12 protein-coding genes and 1 pseudogene are annotated in these 13,943 nt (G+C 53.8%); 10 read left to right on the top strand and 3 right to left on the bottom strand.

Annotated elements, in window-relative coordinates; translation table 11 throughout:
* Nucleotides 1–98: 98 nt before the first annotated feature.
* Nucleotides 99–1,976: a potassium transporter Kup gene (locus tag WCC56_RS21310; RefSeq protein WP_424694312.1), complete on the bottom strand. Its 1,878-nt coding sequence runs from the start codon at nucleotides 1,974–1,976 to the stop codon at nucleotides 99–101.
* Between the two features lie 150 nt (nucleotides 1,977–2,126).
* On the opposite strand from WCC56_RS21310, the gene WCC56_RS21315 reads away from it, so the two are divergent.
* Together WCC56_RS21315 and WCC56_RS21320 are read left to right on the top strand one after the other, a co-directional pair.
* Nucleotides 2,127–2,372: a hypothetical protein gene (locus WCC56_RS21315; protein WP_013202987.1), complete on the top strand. Its 246-nt coding sequence runs from the start codon at nucleotides 2,127–2,129 to the stop codon at nucleotides 2,370–2,372.
* A gap of 39 nt (nucleotides 2,373–2,411) precedes the next feature.
* Nucleotides 2,412–2,834, top strand: a complete 423-nt coding sequence (locus tag WCC56_RS21320; protein ID WP_424694313.1) for a GNAT family N-acetyltransferase — start codon at nucleotides 2,412–2,414, stop codon at nucleotides 2,832–2,834.
* Between the two features lie 35 nt (nucleotides 2,835–2,869).
* Here the strand turns inward: WCC56_RS21320 and apbC are convergent, their stop codons facing one another.
* The gene (gene apbC / locus WCC56_RS21325) at nucleotides 2,870–3,982 is read right to left on the bottom strand and encodes an iron-sulfur cluster carrier protein ApbC (RefSeq protein ID WP_424694314.1); all 1,113 of its coding nucleotides are present in this window, start codon (nucleotides 3,980–3,982) and stop codon (nucleotides 2,870–2,872) included.
* A 184-nt stretch (nucleotides 3,983–4,166) separates the two neighbouring features.
* Between apbC and metG the strand changes: the two genes are divergently transcribed.
* The 7 genes and pseudogenes from metG to sanA form a co-directional block, all read left to right on the top strand.
* Complete coding sequence (metG, locus tag WCC56_RS21330; protein WP_424694315.1) at nucleotides 4,167–6,248, top strand: methionine--tRNA ligase; 2,082 nt, start codon at nucleotides 4,167–4,169, stop codon at nucleotides 6,246–6,248.
* 185 nt (nucleotides 6,249–6,433) lie between these two features.
* Nucleotides 6,434–6,829 (top strand): CidA/LrgA family protein, encoded by a 396-nt coding sequence (locus WCC56_RS21335; protein ID WP_424694316.1) that lies wholly within the window; start codon nucleotides 6,434–6,436, stop codon nucleotides 6,827–6,829.
* Nucleotides 6,822–7,514, top strand: a complete 693-nt coding sequence (locus WCC56_RS21340) for a CidB/LrgB family autolysis modulator (protein WP_424694317.1) — start codon at nucleotides 6,822–6,824, stop codon at nucleotides 7,512–7,514. The genes WCC56_RS21335 and WCC56_RS21340 overlap by 8 nt, the downstream gene beginning before the upstream one ends.
* Nucleotides 7,515–7,641: 127 nt before the next feature.
* Complete coding sequence (gene cdd, locus WCC56_RS21345; protein WP_424694318.1) at nucleotides 7,642–8,526, top strand: cytidine deaminase; 885 nt, start codon at nucleotides 7,642–7,644, stop codon at nucleotides 8,524–8,526.
* 31 nt (nucleotides 8,527–8,557) lie between these two features.
* Complete coding sequence (locus WCC56_RS21350) at nucleotides 8,558–9,103, top strand: hypothetical protein (RefSeq protein WP_424694319.1); 546 nt, start codon at nucleotides 8,558–8,560, stop codon at nucleotides 9,101–9,103.
* 404 nt (nucleotides 9,104–9,507) lie between these two features.
* Entirely contained in the window at nucleotides 9,508–11,205 is a 1,698-nt protein-coding gene (locus WCC56_RS21355) for an NAD-dependent malic enzyme (protein ID WP_424694320.1), read from the top strand.
* Nucleotides 11,206–11,367: 162 nt separating this feature from the next.
* A pseudogene (gene sanA, locus WCC56_RS21360) lies at nucleotides 11,368–12,075 on the top strand (outer membrane permeability protein SanA); the annotation flags it as partial.
* 191 nt (nucleotides 12,076–12,266) lie between these two features.
* Here the strand turns inward: sanA and WCC56_RS21365 are convergent.
* Nucleotides 12,267–13,082: a helix-turn-helix domain-containing protein gene (locus WCC56_RS21365; RefSeq protein ID WP_424694321.1), complete on the bottom strand. Its 816-nt coding sequence runs from the start codon at nucleotides 13,080–13,082 to the stop codon at nucleotides 12,267–12,269.
* A gap of 288 nt (nucleotides 13,083–13,370) precedes the next feature.
* On the opposite strand from WCC56_RS21365, the gene WCC56_RS21370 reads away from it, so the two are divergent.
* A partial coding sequence (locus WCC56_RS21370) for an MFS transporter (protein WP_424694322.1) occupies nucleotides 13,371–13,943 on the top strand: 573 nt, incomplete at its 3' end.

Below are 13,943 nucleotides of genomic sequence, written 5' to 3' on the forward strand. Positions count from 1 at the left end.
CAGTCAGGTTGTGATCGGCACCTCACCTTCCAGCGGAATCTCTGCAAGCTGCACATTAAAATTTCGGGTCAGTTTCAGCAACAGAAATTTTTCACTCTTTAAATCGGTATCCGGCGGCCGATTTCTACCACCCGGTCATTAGGCAGATAATAATAGTCGGTCACATGCATTCCATTGCGCGCCATCCAGCTGAAGATGACGCGTTGCCACGCTGGCAGCCCGCCGCCGTCTTCGCGCCGGATAATATTTTCATGGCCCAGATAATAGGTCACATGTTCAGTATCCAGCTCGCAATTATCCAGCTGTGGATAACGTAATAGCGCCGGGATATTTGGTCGTTCCATAAAGCCGTAGACCGCCAGCGCGTGCCAGAAGCCGGGCGCAAGCTGGGTGACGGTTAAACGCTCATCCGCTGCCACGCGAGGCACGTTGTCGATAGCGATGGTTAGCGACAACACATGTCCATGCAGGGAACCGTTCCGTTTTACCTGCCATTGCATCACAGGCGGCGTCCCTTCTTTCTCCCGCGTTAAAAATACTGCCGTGCCGGGCACTCTCGGTATTTGTTTCTCCTCCAGCATGCCAAGGAAATCCTCTACCGGGATAAACCTTTCGTGCACGGCTTTGCTCGCGGCTTTCACTCCCCGGTGCCAGAGCAACATCACCCCGTACACCCCCAGCGCCAGGATCAACGGGATATACCCGCCCTCAAACACCTTGCTCATGTTAGCGATCAGGAAGCAGAGATCGATAATAAAGAACACGCCCGCAACCAGCACGCTGGTGACCTTGCTCCAGCGCCAGACTTCATGCATCGCCACGTACAGCAGGCCCGTTGTCATGATCATCGTCAGCGAGACGGCAATGCCGTAGGCCGCCGCCAGTTTGTCTGAGGACTGGAAAAAGACCGCCAGGAAAATCGTCACTACCATCAACAACCAGTTAATTGCCCCGATGTAGATTTGCCCGTAGCTCTCTTCGGTGGTCTGTTTAATCCTCAGTCTTGGCAGCCAGCCTAGCTGGATCGCCTGACGAGTCATCGAGAAGGCTCCGCTGATAATGGCCTGACTGGCAATAATGGTGGCGAGTGTGGCGAGGATCACCAGCGGGATTTGCAACATCGGAGGGCAAAGACGGAAGAAGATGTTCTGCGTAACGTCAGCGCCCGACAGCAGCAAAGCGGCCTGTCCGGCGTAATTGAGCAGTAAGCTGGGGAAAACGATGGCAAACCACGCCAGCCAGATCGGCTTCTTGCCGAAGTGGCCCATATCGGCATACAGCGCTTCCGCACCGGTCACACAAAGGAACACGCCGCCCAGCACCAGGAAGCTGACGATACCATTAGAGAACAGGAAATCGATGCCGTACATCGGGTTTAGCGCCACCAGCACCGCAGGATGCTGCACGATCCCCCAAATGCCCAACCCAGCCAGGCTGGCAAACCACAGCCCCATAATCGGGCCAAAGACTTTGCCTATTTTCTCTGTGCCCAAAGGTTGAATGGCAAACAAAACCAGCAGGATGACCACGGCACCGGGTAAGATCCACGGCTGGGATTCAGGCAGGATAATCTTCAGCCCTTCAAGGGCAGACAGAACGGAGATAGCAGGCGTGATTGCGCCATCGCCATAAATCAGCGCAGCGCCAAATAACCCGGCAAAAATCACCAGTGGACGCCTTTTGTCTTTTCGCACCAGTAAAGACATCAGCGCCAGAATGCCGCCCTCACCATGGTTATCGATACGCATCGCGAACAGCGCATATTTCACTGAAGTGATCATCACCATCGTCCAGAACAGCAAAGAGAGCAGCCCAAGGATCACTTCCGGCGTTGGCCCCTCGCCAGACAAAGAGAGCACCGTTTTTAGCGTGTATAACGGGCTGGTGCCGATATCGCCAAACACTACGCCCAGCGCGCCAGCGGCAAGCACTGGCAAACTAAGCTTGTTTTCTTGTGTGTTCTGACTGACAGGCATTGCGCCTTCCTTCTCTTAAGCGGGTGTATTTACACTGGCCTGGAGAAGGGAAGGCGTCAACTTCGCCCACTCACTCTTTTGGCTAACGGCCGACAATACGCTACTCTGAGGCATTATCCCGCCCAAAGCCGAGACAAAACGCGAAGGACTATGACCAGACCACTTAACGAACAGTATGGCATCAGCGTGGCAGCGCTGAAGATGTTGCAATACCTGAAGCAAATTTCGCGAGGCGATCGGGGTTTTTCCATCCTCGACACCACGCTTAACCATCGTTGTAACGTCACGCCCCCGGATAATTTTAAGGTACTCGATGAACTGTTTGAGGCCGGTAAAATTGACTACGACTACCGGGGAACCGGGCTTGATGGCGAAAGACATGTTAAGCCAGTCTGATTGCCCTGTTGCTACTCATCCCGCTTGCTGGAGCATCCGATGAACGTTCGCGGCTTCGAAGAAGCTGACCGCCCTTTCCTGCGCACGTTGTTTCTTGCCTCACGCAGGGCCAACTGGCACTGGCTTGAGGACAGTGACTGGAAGCTGGAAGATTTTGACCGGGTCACGCTGGGTGAACGCATTCTGGTGGCCGAAGATGACGGGCATCGCCTTGGATTCGCGGCGGTATTGCCTAATGATAATTTCCTGCACAGCCTGTTTGTCGCTCCTGACTGGCAAGGAAAACAGGTGGGCAGTCTGCTGCTAAAAGCCGTACAGGCCGCGTTCACTTCCACCGGCGCGTTGAAGTGCATGAAGGCCAATCATCATGCGATTGCCTTCTATCAGCATCATGGCTGGAAGAAGATTTCTGAGGGTGAGAGTGAGCACGGCGAGTATTGGCTGATGCACTTCGTGCTCTGAAAACTTCTCCCGGCGGCTAAACCGGGAGAGTGGATTTACACCGCGCGGAAAGAGATATCCTCTGGGATCACTTCACCCTGCCAGTAAAGCTGGGCGGCAACGGCACCGGCCAGTTGGCGATACATTGTGGTGAATTCACTGTCCGGACGGCGCACGACCGTTGGCTGACCATCGTCCAGATCTTCACGCAGGGTAATGTGCAGCGGCAGCTGGGCCAGCAAGCGAGTATGGTATTGCTCCGCTAACTTCTCTGCCCCACCGCTGCCAAAAATGGCCTCGTGGTGACCGCAGTTGCTGCAAATATGCATACTCATGTTTTCAACGATGCCCAACACCGGCACGTTCACCTTCTCAAACATCACGATACCTTTACGGGCATCCACTAGCGCAATGTCCTGCGGCGTGGTCACCACAACTGCGCCGGTAACCGGTACGTTCTGCGCCAGCGTCAGCTGAATGTCACCGGTCCCCGGCGGCATATCCAGCACCAGATAATCCACATCCGGCCACATCGTTTCGTTCAGTAACTGCATCAGCGCTTTGCTGGCCATCGGCCCGCGCCAGACCATGGCGTTATCGTCCGTCACCAGATAACCAATCGAGTTGGTTGCCAGTCCGTGCGCCATAATCGGTGCCATATGCTTGCCGTCAGGTGAACTTGGGCGTTCGTCACGCGTGCCCAGCATATCCGGGATCGAAGGACCGTAGATATCCGCATCAAGAATACCGACTTTTGCCCCTTCAGCGGCTAACGCCAGCGCCATATTGACCGCGGTGCTGGATTTGCCCACGCCGCCTTTGCCGGAGCTGACCGCAATAATGTTCTTCACGCCGGTCGCGCCAGGATGGTTTTTCACCCTTTTTAGCGTGGCTATCTCATGCGTCAACCGCCAGCTGATAGCGGTAGCGCTGGTAAGACGCAGTAGCTCGGCGCTTGTAGATTCCTTTAAGGCTTCAAAACCACTGTGCCAGGCAAACGGCATCACCAAATCAATATGCAGGGTATTGTCCATCAGCGCGCAGTGATGCAGCGCCTTCAGGGTGGTGAGGTTATGCTTCAGCGTCGGATGTTCAAAAGTGGTCAATGTGCCCATTACCATCGCACGTAGCGCTTCCGGTGAATGGTGACCCTGAGCTTGTACCGTCATCCCGGCTCCTTGTTTTCTTTCTCAGTTTTTCTGGGTTCAGATGGGTTTAAGCATATCAGATGTGGCAGGGAGTGAGGTAAACGGCCTTAAAAAACGGCGGTGGGATCGCGGGATTGTTTACGCAGGGACGGGCTTTCGGTTACCATCTATCCCCCCTTTTAAAACAGGTATAGCAAGTCTTACTATGACTCAAGTCGCGAAAAAAATATTGGTAACGTGCGCATTGCCGTACGCCAACGGTTCCATTCATCTCGGCCACATGCTCGAGCATATCCAGGCAGATATTTGGGTCCGTTACCAGCGAATGCGCGGCAATCAGGTTTACTTCATCTGTGCGGACGATGCACACGGTACGCCAATCATGCTGAAAGCTCAGCAGTTGGGTATTGCTCCCGAGCAGATGATTGCCGACATGAGTCAGGAACATCAGACAGATTTCGCTGGTTTTGACATCAGCTACGACAACTATCACTCGACGCACAGCGAAGAGAACCGGGAACTGTCTGAGCTGATCTATACCCGTCTGAAAGAGAACGGTTTCATTAAGAACCGCACCATTTCACAGCTGTACGATCCGGAAAAAGGCATGTTCCTGCCGGACCGTTTTGTGAAAGGCACCTGCCCGAAGTGTAAATCACCGGATCAATACGGGGATAACTGCGAAGTGTGCGGCGCGACTTACAGCCCGACTGAGCTGATCAATCCGCAGTCAGTGGTTTCTGGCGCTACGCCAGTGATGCGTGATTCTGAGCACTTCTTCTTTGATCTGCCAGAATTCAGCGCCATGCTGCAAGCCTGGACCCGCTCCGGCGCGCTGCAGGAGCAGGTAGCCAATAAAATGCAGGAGTGGTTCGAGTCTGGTTTACAGCAGTGGGATATCTCCCGCGATGCGCCGTACTTTGGCTTCGAAATTCCTGGTGCGCCGGGCAAATACTTCTACGTCTGGCTGGATGCACCAATCGGTTACATGGGCTCGTTCAAAAACCTGTGTGACAAGCGTGGCGATATCGATTTTGATGCTTTCTGGAAAAAAGATTCCGATGCCGAGCTGTATCACTTCATCGGTAAAGACATCGTTTATTTCCACAGCCTGTTCTGGCCAGCGATGCTGGAAGGCAGTAACTTCCGCAAGCCGACCAACCTGTTTGTCCACGGCTATGTGACGGTGAACGGCGCGAAGATGTCCAAATCTCGCGGCACGTTCATTAAAGCCAGCACCTGGTTGCAGCACCTGGATGCAGACAGCTTGCGTTACTACTACGCGGCTAAACTCTCTTCGCGCATCGACGATATCGACCTGAATCTGGAAGATTTCGTGCAGCGCGTGAACGCCGATATCGTCAATAAAGTGGTTAACCTGGCTTCCCGTAACGCTGGCTTCATCAACAAGCGTTTTGGCGGCAAACTCTCTGCTGAACTGGCCGATCCTGAGCTGTACAAAACCTTCACCGATGCGTCAGCCAGCATTGGCGAAGCCTGGAGCAGCCGCGAGTTCGGTCGTGCCGTGCGTGAAATCATGGCGCTGGCCGATGTGGCCAACCGCTACGTTGATGAGCAGGCTCCGTGGGTAGTAGCGAAGCAGGAAGGCCGTGATGCTGACCTGCAGGCGATCTGCTCAATGGGCATCAACATGTTCCGCGTGTTGATGACCTGGCTGAAGCCAGTGATGCCTTCACTGACCGAACGCACCGAGGCTTTCCTGAATGTCGAAATGAGCTGGGATGGCATTCAGCAACCGTTGCTGGACCACAACATCTCGGCCTTTAAAGCGCTGTACAGCCGCATTGAGATGGACAAAGTTAACGCGCTGATTGAAGCGTCGAAAGAAGATGCAGCGGTGGCGAATGCGCCAGCGGTTGCTGAAACTAAAGCGAAAAAATCAGTGGCTGCCAAACCTGCTGCTGCCCCGGCACAGACCGATGCAGAAGTTGCAGAGACCATCAACTTTGATGACTTCGCCAAAGTAGATATGCGCGTAGCCCTGATCAAAACCGCGGAACTGGTGGAAGGCTCAGACAAGCTGCTGCGTCTGGTGTTGGATATGGGTGGCGACGAAACCCGTCAGATCTTCTCCGGTATTCGGGCAGCTTATCCAGACCCATCCGTGCTGGAAGGCCGTTTGACCGTGGTGGTAGCTAACCTGGCGCCACGCAAAATGCGCTTCGGCGTGTCAGAAGGCATGGTGTTGTCTGCCGGCCCTGGCGGCAAAGATCTGTTTATCCTCGGTGCCGACAGCGGCGCTCAGCCAGGTATGCAGGTTAAATAACATCCCGTTGTTCTGAGACGGCTGAAAGGGGCGAAAGTGATTTCGCCCCTTTTTTATGGATGAATCCCAACAGGGACGGGGCATCATCCGGTGTTCTGGTCATGCCGCTTCATCCCTCAGTGTGACCGATAGCACGTTTTAGCATTTCATCGTATGATTAACGTTCTTAAAACCAGGAGCTTATCATGCGCACCGCCCTGTCCCTTGCCTGGCAATATCTTCGCGCCTTTGTGATCCTTTATCTGTGCCTGTATGCCGGAAACCTGGTGGCTTCCGTACTGCCGGTGACGATCCCTGGCAGTATCCTGGGGATGCTGATCCTGTTCTTCCTGCTGGCTTTGCAACTCCTTCCGGTGGACTGGGTAAAACCCGGCAGCACCTTGTTGATCCGCTATATGGGCCTGCTGTTTGTGCCGATCAGCGTTGGGATCATGAGCTACACCGATATCCTCAGCGCGCAGTTTGGCCCGATCGTGGTGTCCTGCGTGGCGAGTACCTTTATAGTGCTGCTGACCGTCGGGCTGGTTTCACATAAATTGCACAGCCGTCCGTTGACCAAACCAGGAGCCGGTGATGAGTGATATCTGGTGGTCTCTGCCGCTGACCGTGATCGTCTTCTTTGCCGCACGCCGTGTGGCTGCGAAGGTGAAAATCTCGCTGGTGAATCCCCTGCTGGTGTCGATGGCGGTGATTATTCCGTTGCTGTTACTGCTTCAGATGCCTTACGCCCGTTATTTTCAGGGCAGCTCGGTGCTGAATCACCTGCTTCAGCCTTCTGTCGTGGCACTGGCTATTCCGTTGTATGAACAGATGCACCAGATCCGCGCGCGCTGGAAATCGATTATTGGCGTCTGCTTTATGGGCAGTATGACGGCGATGATCTCCGGCACGGCGATTGCGCTGTGGATGGGCGCCACGCCGCAAATTGCCGCAACGATTATGCCCAAGTCGGTGACCACGCCGATAGCGATGGCAGTATCAGGCACGCTGGGCGGCATTCCTGCTATCAGCGCTATCTGCGTGTTGATTGCCGGGGTGTTGGGCGCGGTATTTGGTCATATGCTGCTTAATATGCTGAAGATTACCGGCAAGCCTTCGCGCGGACTGGCTATTGGTAATGCGTCGCATGCGTTGGGAACCGCTCGCTGTGCGGAGCTGGACTATCAGGAAGGGGCTTACAGCTCGCTGGCGTTGGTGATCTGCGGCATTATCACCTCGTTACTTGCGCCGTTTTTGTTCCCGTTGCTGATGCATCTCTGGGGTTAAAATTTGCGATGAGTCGCGCATTTTGTAATTCGCTTTCATAAATTGCATTGCGTGCGTGATATCAATCACATATAACTCAGCCACTGCCCGCTACACTTAGCGGCCGAACTTGTGAAAGAGGCCCGATATGCACCCACGTTTTCAAGCCGCGTTTGCCACGCTGCCCGCAGCCCTGCAAACTGCCCTGCTGCCGATATTCTCCGCTGCTGACTTTCAGGCGTTCCTGACGCCAGCGCAGGTGGCTGAAGTTAAAACCGCGACCGGCCTCGACGATCGTGAACTGGCTTTTGCCCTGTTGCCGCTGGCTGCCGCCTGCGCCGTGGCCCCCCTTTCCCACTTTAATGTGGGTGCGCTGGCAAGAGGCAAAAGCGGACACCTCTATTTCGGCGCCAATATGGAGTTTGTTGGCGCAACCATGCAGCAAACCGTCCATGCCGAACAAAGTGCTGTGACTCACGCCTGGCTGCGCGGCGAGGCGTCGCTGGAAGCCATCACCGTCAATTACACCCCTTGTGGCCACTGCCGCCAGTTTATGAATGAGCTGAACAGCGGAACTGCGCTGAGTATTCATCTGCCTGGCCGCGCACCAGCGACGCTGGGAGATTACCTGCCAGATGCCTTCGGTCCGCGCGATCTGGAGATCAAAACCCTGCTGCTGGATCATGTTGATCACCAGCTGACCCTCAAAGGCGATGCGCTGGCGCAGGCCGCACTGCAGGCAGCCAATCGCAGTCACGCACCTTATACCGAAGCCTGGAGCGGCGTAGCGCTACAAACTGCAGACGGCGCAATCTTTGCCGGTAGCTATGCGGAGAATGCCGCCTTTAACCCAAGTTTGCCGCCGTTGCAGGCCGCGCTTAACTTGCTCAGCCTTGCGGGCCACGATGTGCTGACCATTCAGCGCGCAGTGCTGGCTGAAGCGCCGGACGCTAAAGTCATTCAGCGCCAGGCCACTCAGGCAACGTTACAGGCGCTTGGCTGTGCCAATCTGACCACTATTCCTCTGATGTGATGAGCCAGACCGATAGCCTCAAAAGGAATCTATGAGGCTGTTGTATTTCCCCGAGCGCAATGCTGGTTTTTATGCTGAAAAAGGATTGTTCATCATAATCATGACTCTATTTGACGAATATGCAGAGTACGGACAGCCCCGCGAGCACGCGGCGAGATTTACTGTTGCAAAGGTGGATTACGAAGTGTATTTCACTCAGATCACAGATGACAATCCGTATGACTGTGCGGCGGATTTTCCTGGCGGGTTTGCTTTTGCCGAAGTCGGTAATCACTACGATGTCACTTTTGATACTAAGGCAAATCGGGTCAATAAAACCCCATTTGCACGAGCAAAAGAATTGCCGCCTGGCGCAGGGACCAGAGTCGTCAAATGCGTTGAAAGAATAATTTTTGACCATTATACTGCCTTTAATGTTGGTCTTTATTCCTTTGTCCCGGCAGACTCAAAGTTAACCAGTGTTTACTGCCGTGCTGTCTCACTAAAACGGCATAAAGGCTCGACAATTGAGGTTGGATTAGAGCCAAAGGGGAAGGCAAATGTCTTACGAACGCCAGAATTCTACAGACAGACTTGAGCAGTATCGTGCTCGCCAGGCTACTCGCATCGAAAAGATGAACCGTGCTATCGAAGAAGGTAGAACGACCGTCGTCTCATCTCTGGTTCCGGTAAAAGATCCCCAGTTCACAGGATCTGTGCTTTTTTCAGCAGACCGGCTAAAACACCAAAACGGCTCTCCCCTTCTACCTGTCCGCAGCAGCCTGAGACTAAAAAGGTCTTAAGTGTTCCAAACATCCCGCCATTCTGGGAAATCATCTCCACAACGCCAGGATGCAGTCATCGACCGCATCCTGTTCAGCTTTCACAAAAATTGAATAAAAACCGATCCTTTTGTTATAACCCGTTAACAAAAGCTGTACTTTCGGACTAATTATTTTAGGATTGGCCCACAACATCCCGATCCGAATGAGTATTGATTGCATGGAACTCGAATACGAAAGTAAACGACCGCTGTATATCCCTTATGCCGGCCCTATTTTGCTGGAATTCCCGTTGTTGAATAAGGGAAGCGCCTTCTCCGTAGAAGAGCGAAACGAATTTAACCTGCGCGGCCTGCTGCCTGAGACGGTAGAAACCATCGAAGAGCAAGCGAAGCGTGCCTGGAAGCAGTTCCAGGACTTCAAAAATGATAACGACAAACACGTTTATCTGCGCAATATCCAGGACACCAACGAAACCCTGTTCTACCGCCTGCTGGACAACCATCTTGAAGAGATGATGCCGATTATCTACACCCCAACCGTCGGCGCGGCCTGTGAACACTTCTCCGAAATCTATCGTCGTGCGCGTGGCGTGTTTATCTCCTACCCGAACCGCGGCAACATCGAAGATATGCTGCAAAATGCCACCAAGCAGAATGTGAAAGTGATCGTCGTTACCGACGGCGAGCGCATTCTGGGTCTGGGCGACCAGGGCATCGGCGGCATGGGTATTCCCATTGGTAAACTCTCTCTGTACACCGCCTGTGGCGGGATCAGCCCGGCGTATACCCTGCCAATCGTGCTGGACGTAGGCACCAACAACCAGCAATTGCTGAATGACCCGCTGTATATGGGCTGGCGTCACCCTCGCATCACCGGCGAAGAGTACGACAACTTCGTCCACGATTTCATTCTGGCAGTGAAAAGCCGCTGGCCGAATGTGGTGCTGCAGTTTGAAGACTTCGCTCAGAAAAATGCGATGCCGATCCTCGAACGCTACCGCGATGAAGTGTGCTGCTTTAACGATGATATTCAGGGCACCGCAGCGGTAACTCTGGGTACGCTAATTGCGGCAAGCCGCGCGGCAGGCAGCACCATGAGCCAGCAGAAAGTGGTGTTCCTTGGTGCGGGTTCCGCAGGTTGCGGCATCGCTGAGCAGATCATCGCCCAGATGAAGTCCGAAGGCCTGAGCGATGAAGAAGCTCGCGCCCGTGTGTTTATGGTTGACCGCTTCGGTCTGCTGACCGACAAGCTGCCTAACCTGCTGAACTTCCAGAGCAAGCTGGTGCAGAAAAGCGAAAACCTGGCGGAATGGCAGGCGAGTTCAGACGCCATCTCACTGCTGGATGTAGTGCGCCACGCGCAGCCAGATATCCTGATTGGCGTGTCCGGCCAGCCGGGTCTGTTCAGCGAAGAGATTATCCGCGAGATGCACAAGCATTGCCCGCGTCCTATCGTCATGCCGCTGTCTAACCCAACTTCACGCGTTGAAGCTACGCCTCAGGACATCATGGCCTGGACCGATGGCGCGGCGCTGGTAGCAACAGGCAGCCCGTTCTCCCCGGTCATGTGGAAAGAGAAAACCTACCCAATTGCCCAGTGCAACAACTCCTACATCTTCCCTGGCATTGGCCTTGGAGTGATTGCTTCCGGTGCAACCCGCGTAACAGACAGTATGCTGATGGCCGCCAGCCGTGCGCTGGCTGACTGTTCGCCGCTGGTGAACGATGGCGTGGGGCCGGTTCTGCCAGAAGTGAAGGATATCCAGGGCGTGTCAAAATTGATCGCCATGGCGGTGGGCAAAGCGGCTCAGTTAGCTGGCGTGGCGGTGGTCACTTCTGAAGACGTGCTGTCCAAATCTATTGCGGCCAATTTCTGGTTACCGCAGTACCGTAATTATCGTCGGACCTCAATCTGACGATAGCAGCCGGGTGCTTTCTGCACCCGGTTCTCAACTTTGCGCTTTTCTGCCGGCGATTTGTGCGAAAACCCGCCAACCGGTGCGCTGTTGCTTGCTTCACTCCGCCTGGTCAAGTAGCCTTGATGCACCCTTTTTCTGCAAGTCTGAGCGCTCTCTGGCATGTTAAAACGCTTGATTTATGGCCTGATTATCATCATGACAATGATGGTACTGACCGCGCTTGGCCTGGATCGCTGGATTAGCTGGAAAACGGCGCCTTATATCTATGAAAATCTGAAGTCGCTGCCTCACCGCCAGGTGGGAGTGGTGCTTGGTACGGCCAAGTATTATCGCGGCGGCGGCATAAATCAGTATTACCTCTACCGGATGCAAGGCGCGCTGAATGCTTACAACAGTGGCAAGGTGAATTACCTGTTGCTGAGCGGTGATAATGCCCTGCACAGCTATAACGAGCCGATGACCATGCGTAAAGATCTGATCGCCGCAGGCGTCGATCCGGCGGATATCGTGTTGGATTATGCTGGTTTCCGTACTCTGGACTCGATTGTCCGGACCCGCAAAGTGTTCGATACCAACGATTTCATCATCATCACTCAACGCTTCCACTGCGAACGCGCGCTGTTTATTGCCCTGCATATGGGCATTCAGGCGCAGTGTTACGCGGTTCCCTCACCGAAAAACATGCTGAACATTCGGGTACGCGAAGTTGGCGCGAGACTTGGCGCGCTGGCCGATCTGTATGTGATGAAGCGTGAACCGCACTTCCTCGGACCGTTAATCCCCATTCCTGCCCGTGTTGAAGTACCGGAAGATACCCAAAGTTATCCAGCGGTGACGCCAGAGCAGCTGCTGGAGTTGCAGGAGAAACTTGAACAGCAACAAGCTCAGGCAAAAGCTGCGGCTGAAGCTAAAGCTGAGGCTGAAGCTAAAAAACTCAAGCAGCAGGAAGCGGACGCCAGGCAACGGGAAGAAAATCCCCCACAGCCTGAGCAGGCGCCACAGCAACCCAAGGCAAACACCCCTCAGCCTGAACAGCAGCCCGAGGTGCCTTCCGGGCCTTAATCTGAGTTGATGTGTTCCCGACAATAGCGCTTTTTCCAGCTGACGGGCGTTATCCCGCGTAACTTACGAAACACCCGCCGGAAATAGGCCACATCAGTAAACCCGCATTGCTCAGCCACTTCAGCCAGACTACAGCTCTCCATTAGCAATATTTTCTCAGCCGCGGCAATACGTTGCTGTTGCAACGCTTCAGTTAATGTCTGACGGAAGGTCTGACGAAATACTCGCCCTAAATAATCCACGTTGCAGTGAAGCCGCTGGGCCAGCTCGGTCGCGCCAAGGGGCTGATGATAGTGGGTAGCAATCAGCTGTCTGGCTTTCCAGGCTAATGCCGCCCCAGGACTTTCAGCCGGAGAGGATTCCGGACTGACACGCACAATCTCCTGCAATATCAGGATCAGCAGTAACTCCAGTGATGAACTTTCTTTATTCCGCTCCTGCTCAGTTAATAATAATCGAAATAAGGTGAGGATATTTTCCTCATCGCTAATCTGGCAATGCTGAGGAACATTTAACTGTAATGATGGATTATTCTGCTGATCCGACTGAATATCGAAGTGGAGCCAGTAAAATTTCAATTTCTCGTCAAATATGGTGACACCCTGATGTTTTCTCCCGGCAAATAAGATCAGGCTCTCCCCTTTATTCAGCGTGAAACAGGTTTGCTCTTCCTGCAGCGTAAGCGTGCCATCAACCACATAAATCAGCTCACAGGAGGTCAGCGTACGGGTCGGATGCGTGCCTACGCCACGGGAGATAAACAGCCCGCCATTTTGCACTTTCAATGGATAACTCACAGATAATGAAAGCATTCAACCTCCCCATTCACACCAGACATAGCCAGAACGCTAGCATAGCTCCGCCAGCAGAACAGCATCTGCCTGCCGGGATATGATCCACCTCACACTTCCCTCATCAGGTCGGAATTGTCCCGCTTTACTGCTCAATCTCACTCTTGTTGCTGTCTGCAGCCCATGCCAGATTACAGGACGACGTAATTATTCTCTGCCAGAAAGACAGTGACGACGAAATACAGATGGCGCAGTCAGTCCATTTCATATTGCTTGTTTAAAGACCAATTAAAGATGAGGGAATAAATGATGCAAACGGAATCTCTTCAGGGCGTACCGGAGCAGGTCACCGATTTGACTACGCCAATTACCGTGAGTGAAAAAATAGGGTATGGACTGGGCGATGCTGGTGGCACGGTAATGACCTGCCTGATTGCGAATTTCCTGACATTTTTCTATACCGATATATTTGGTCTGACACCGGCGCTGGTCGGGACGTTATTTATCACGCTACGCATCATTGATGCTATCTCAGATCCGTTAATGGGTATCGTAGCTGACCGCACGCAAAGTCGCTGGGGCCGCTTTCGTCCATGGCAACTGTGGATCGCCCTGCCGATTGGCATTGTTGGCGTGCTGACCTTCACCGTGCCGGATTTGGGACCAGACGCCAAAATTGTTTGGGCTTTCGCTACCTACTTCCTGCTGTCGATCAGCTATACCGCCATTAACGTGCCCTACTGCGCGCTGATCAACACCATGACCACCAGCCACCGCGAAGTGATGTCCTGTCAGGCCTGGCGCTTTGTGCTGTGCGGCGTGGCTGGCTTCCTGGTTTCCGTGGGTCTGCCCTGGTTTGTGGAGCTGTTTGGTAAAGGCAAT

This window comes from Erwinia sp. (genome assembly GCF_049696395.1).
Classification (GTDB): Bacteria; Pseudomonadota; Gammaproteobacteria; order Enterobacterales; family Enterobacteriaceae; genus Erwinia.

Coding starts and splice junctions, on each gene's coding strand:
- WCC56_RS21310 (WP_424694312.1), bottom strand. CDS start 1,976: ATGCCTGTCAGTCAGAACACACAAGAAAACAAGCTTAGTTTGCCAGTG.
- WCC56_RS21315 (WP_013202987.1), top strand. CDS start 2,127: ATGACCAGACCACTTAACGAACAGTATGGCATCAGCGTGGCAGCGCTG.
- WCC56_RS21320 (WP_424694313.1), top strand. CDS start 2,412: ATGAACGTTCGCGGCTTCGAAGAAGCTGACCGCCCTTTCCTGCGCACG.
- apbC (WP_424694314.1), bottom strand. CDS start 3,982: ATGACGGTACAAGCTCAGGGTCACCATTCACCGGAAGCGCTACGTGCG.
- metG (WP_424694315.1), top strand. CDS start 4,167: ATGACTCAAGTCGCGAAAAAAATATTGGTAACGTGCGCATTGCCGTAC.
- WCC56_RS21335 (WP_424694316.1), top strand. CDS start 6,434: ATGCGCACCGCCCTGTCCCTTGCCTGGCAATATCTTCGCGCCTTTGTG.
- WCC56_RS21340 (WP_424694317.1), top strand. CDS start 6,822: ATGAGTGATATCTGGTGGTCTCTGCCGCTGACCGTGATCGTCTTCTTT.
- cdd (WP_424694318.1), top strand. CDS start 7,642: ATGCACCCACGTTTTCAAGCCGCGTTTGCCACGCTGCCCGCAGCCCTG.
- WCC56_RS21350 (WP_424694319.1), top strand. CDS start 8,558: ATGAGGCTGTTGTATTTCCCCGAGCGCAATGCTGGTTTTTATGCTGAA.
- WCC56_RS21355 (WP_424694320.1), top strand. CDS start 9,508: ATGGAACTCGAATACGAAAGTAAACGACCGCTGTATATCCCTTATGCC.
- WCC56_RS21365 (WP_424694321.1), bottom strand. CDS start 13,082: ATGCTTTCATTATCTGTGAGTTATCCATTGAAAGTGCAAAATGGCGGG.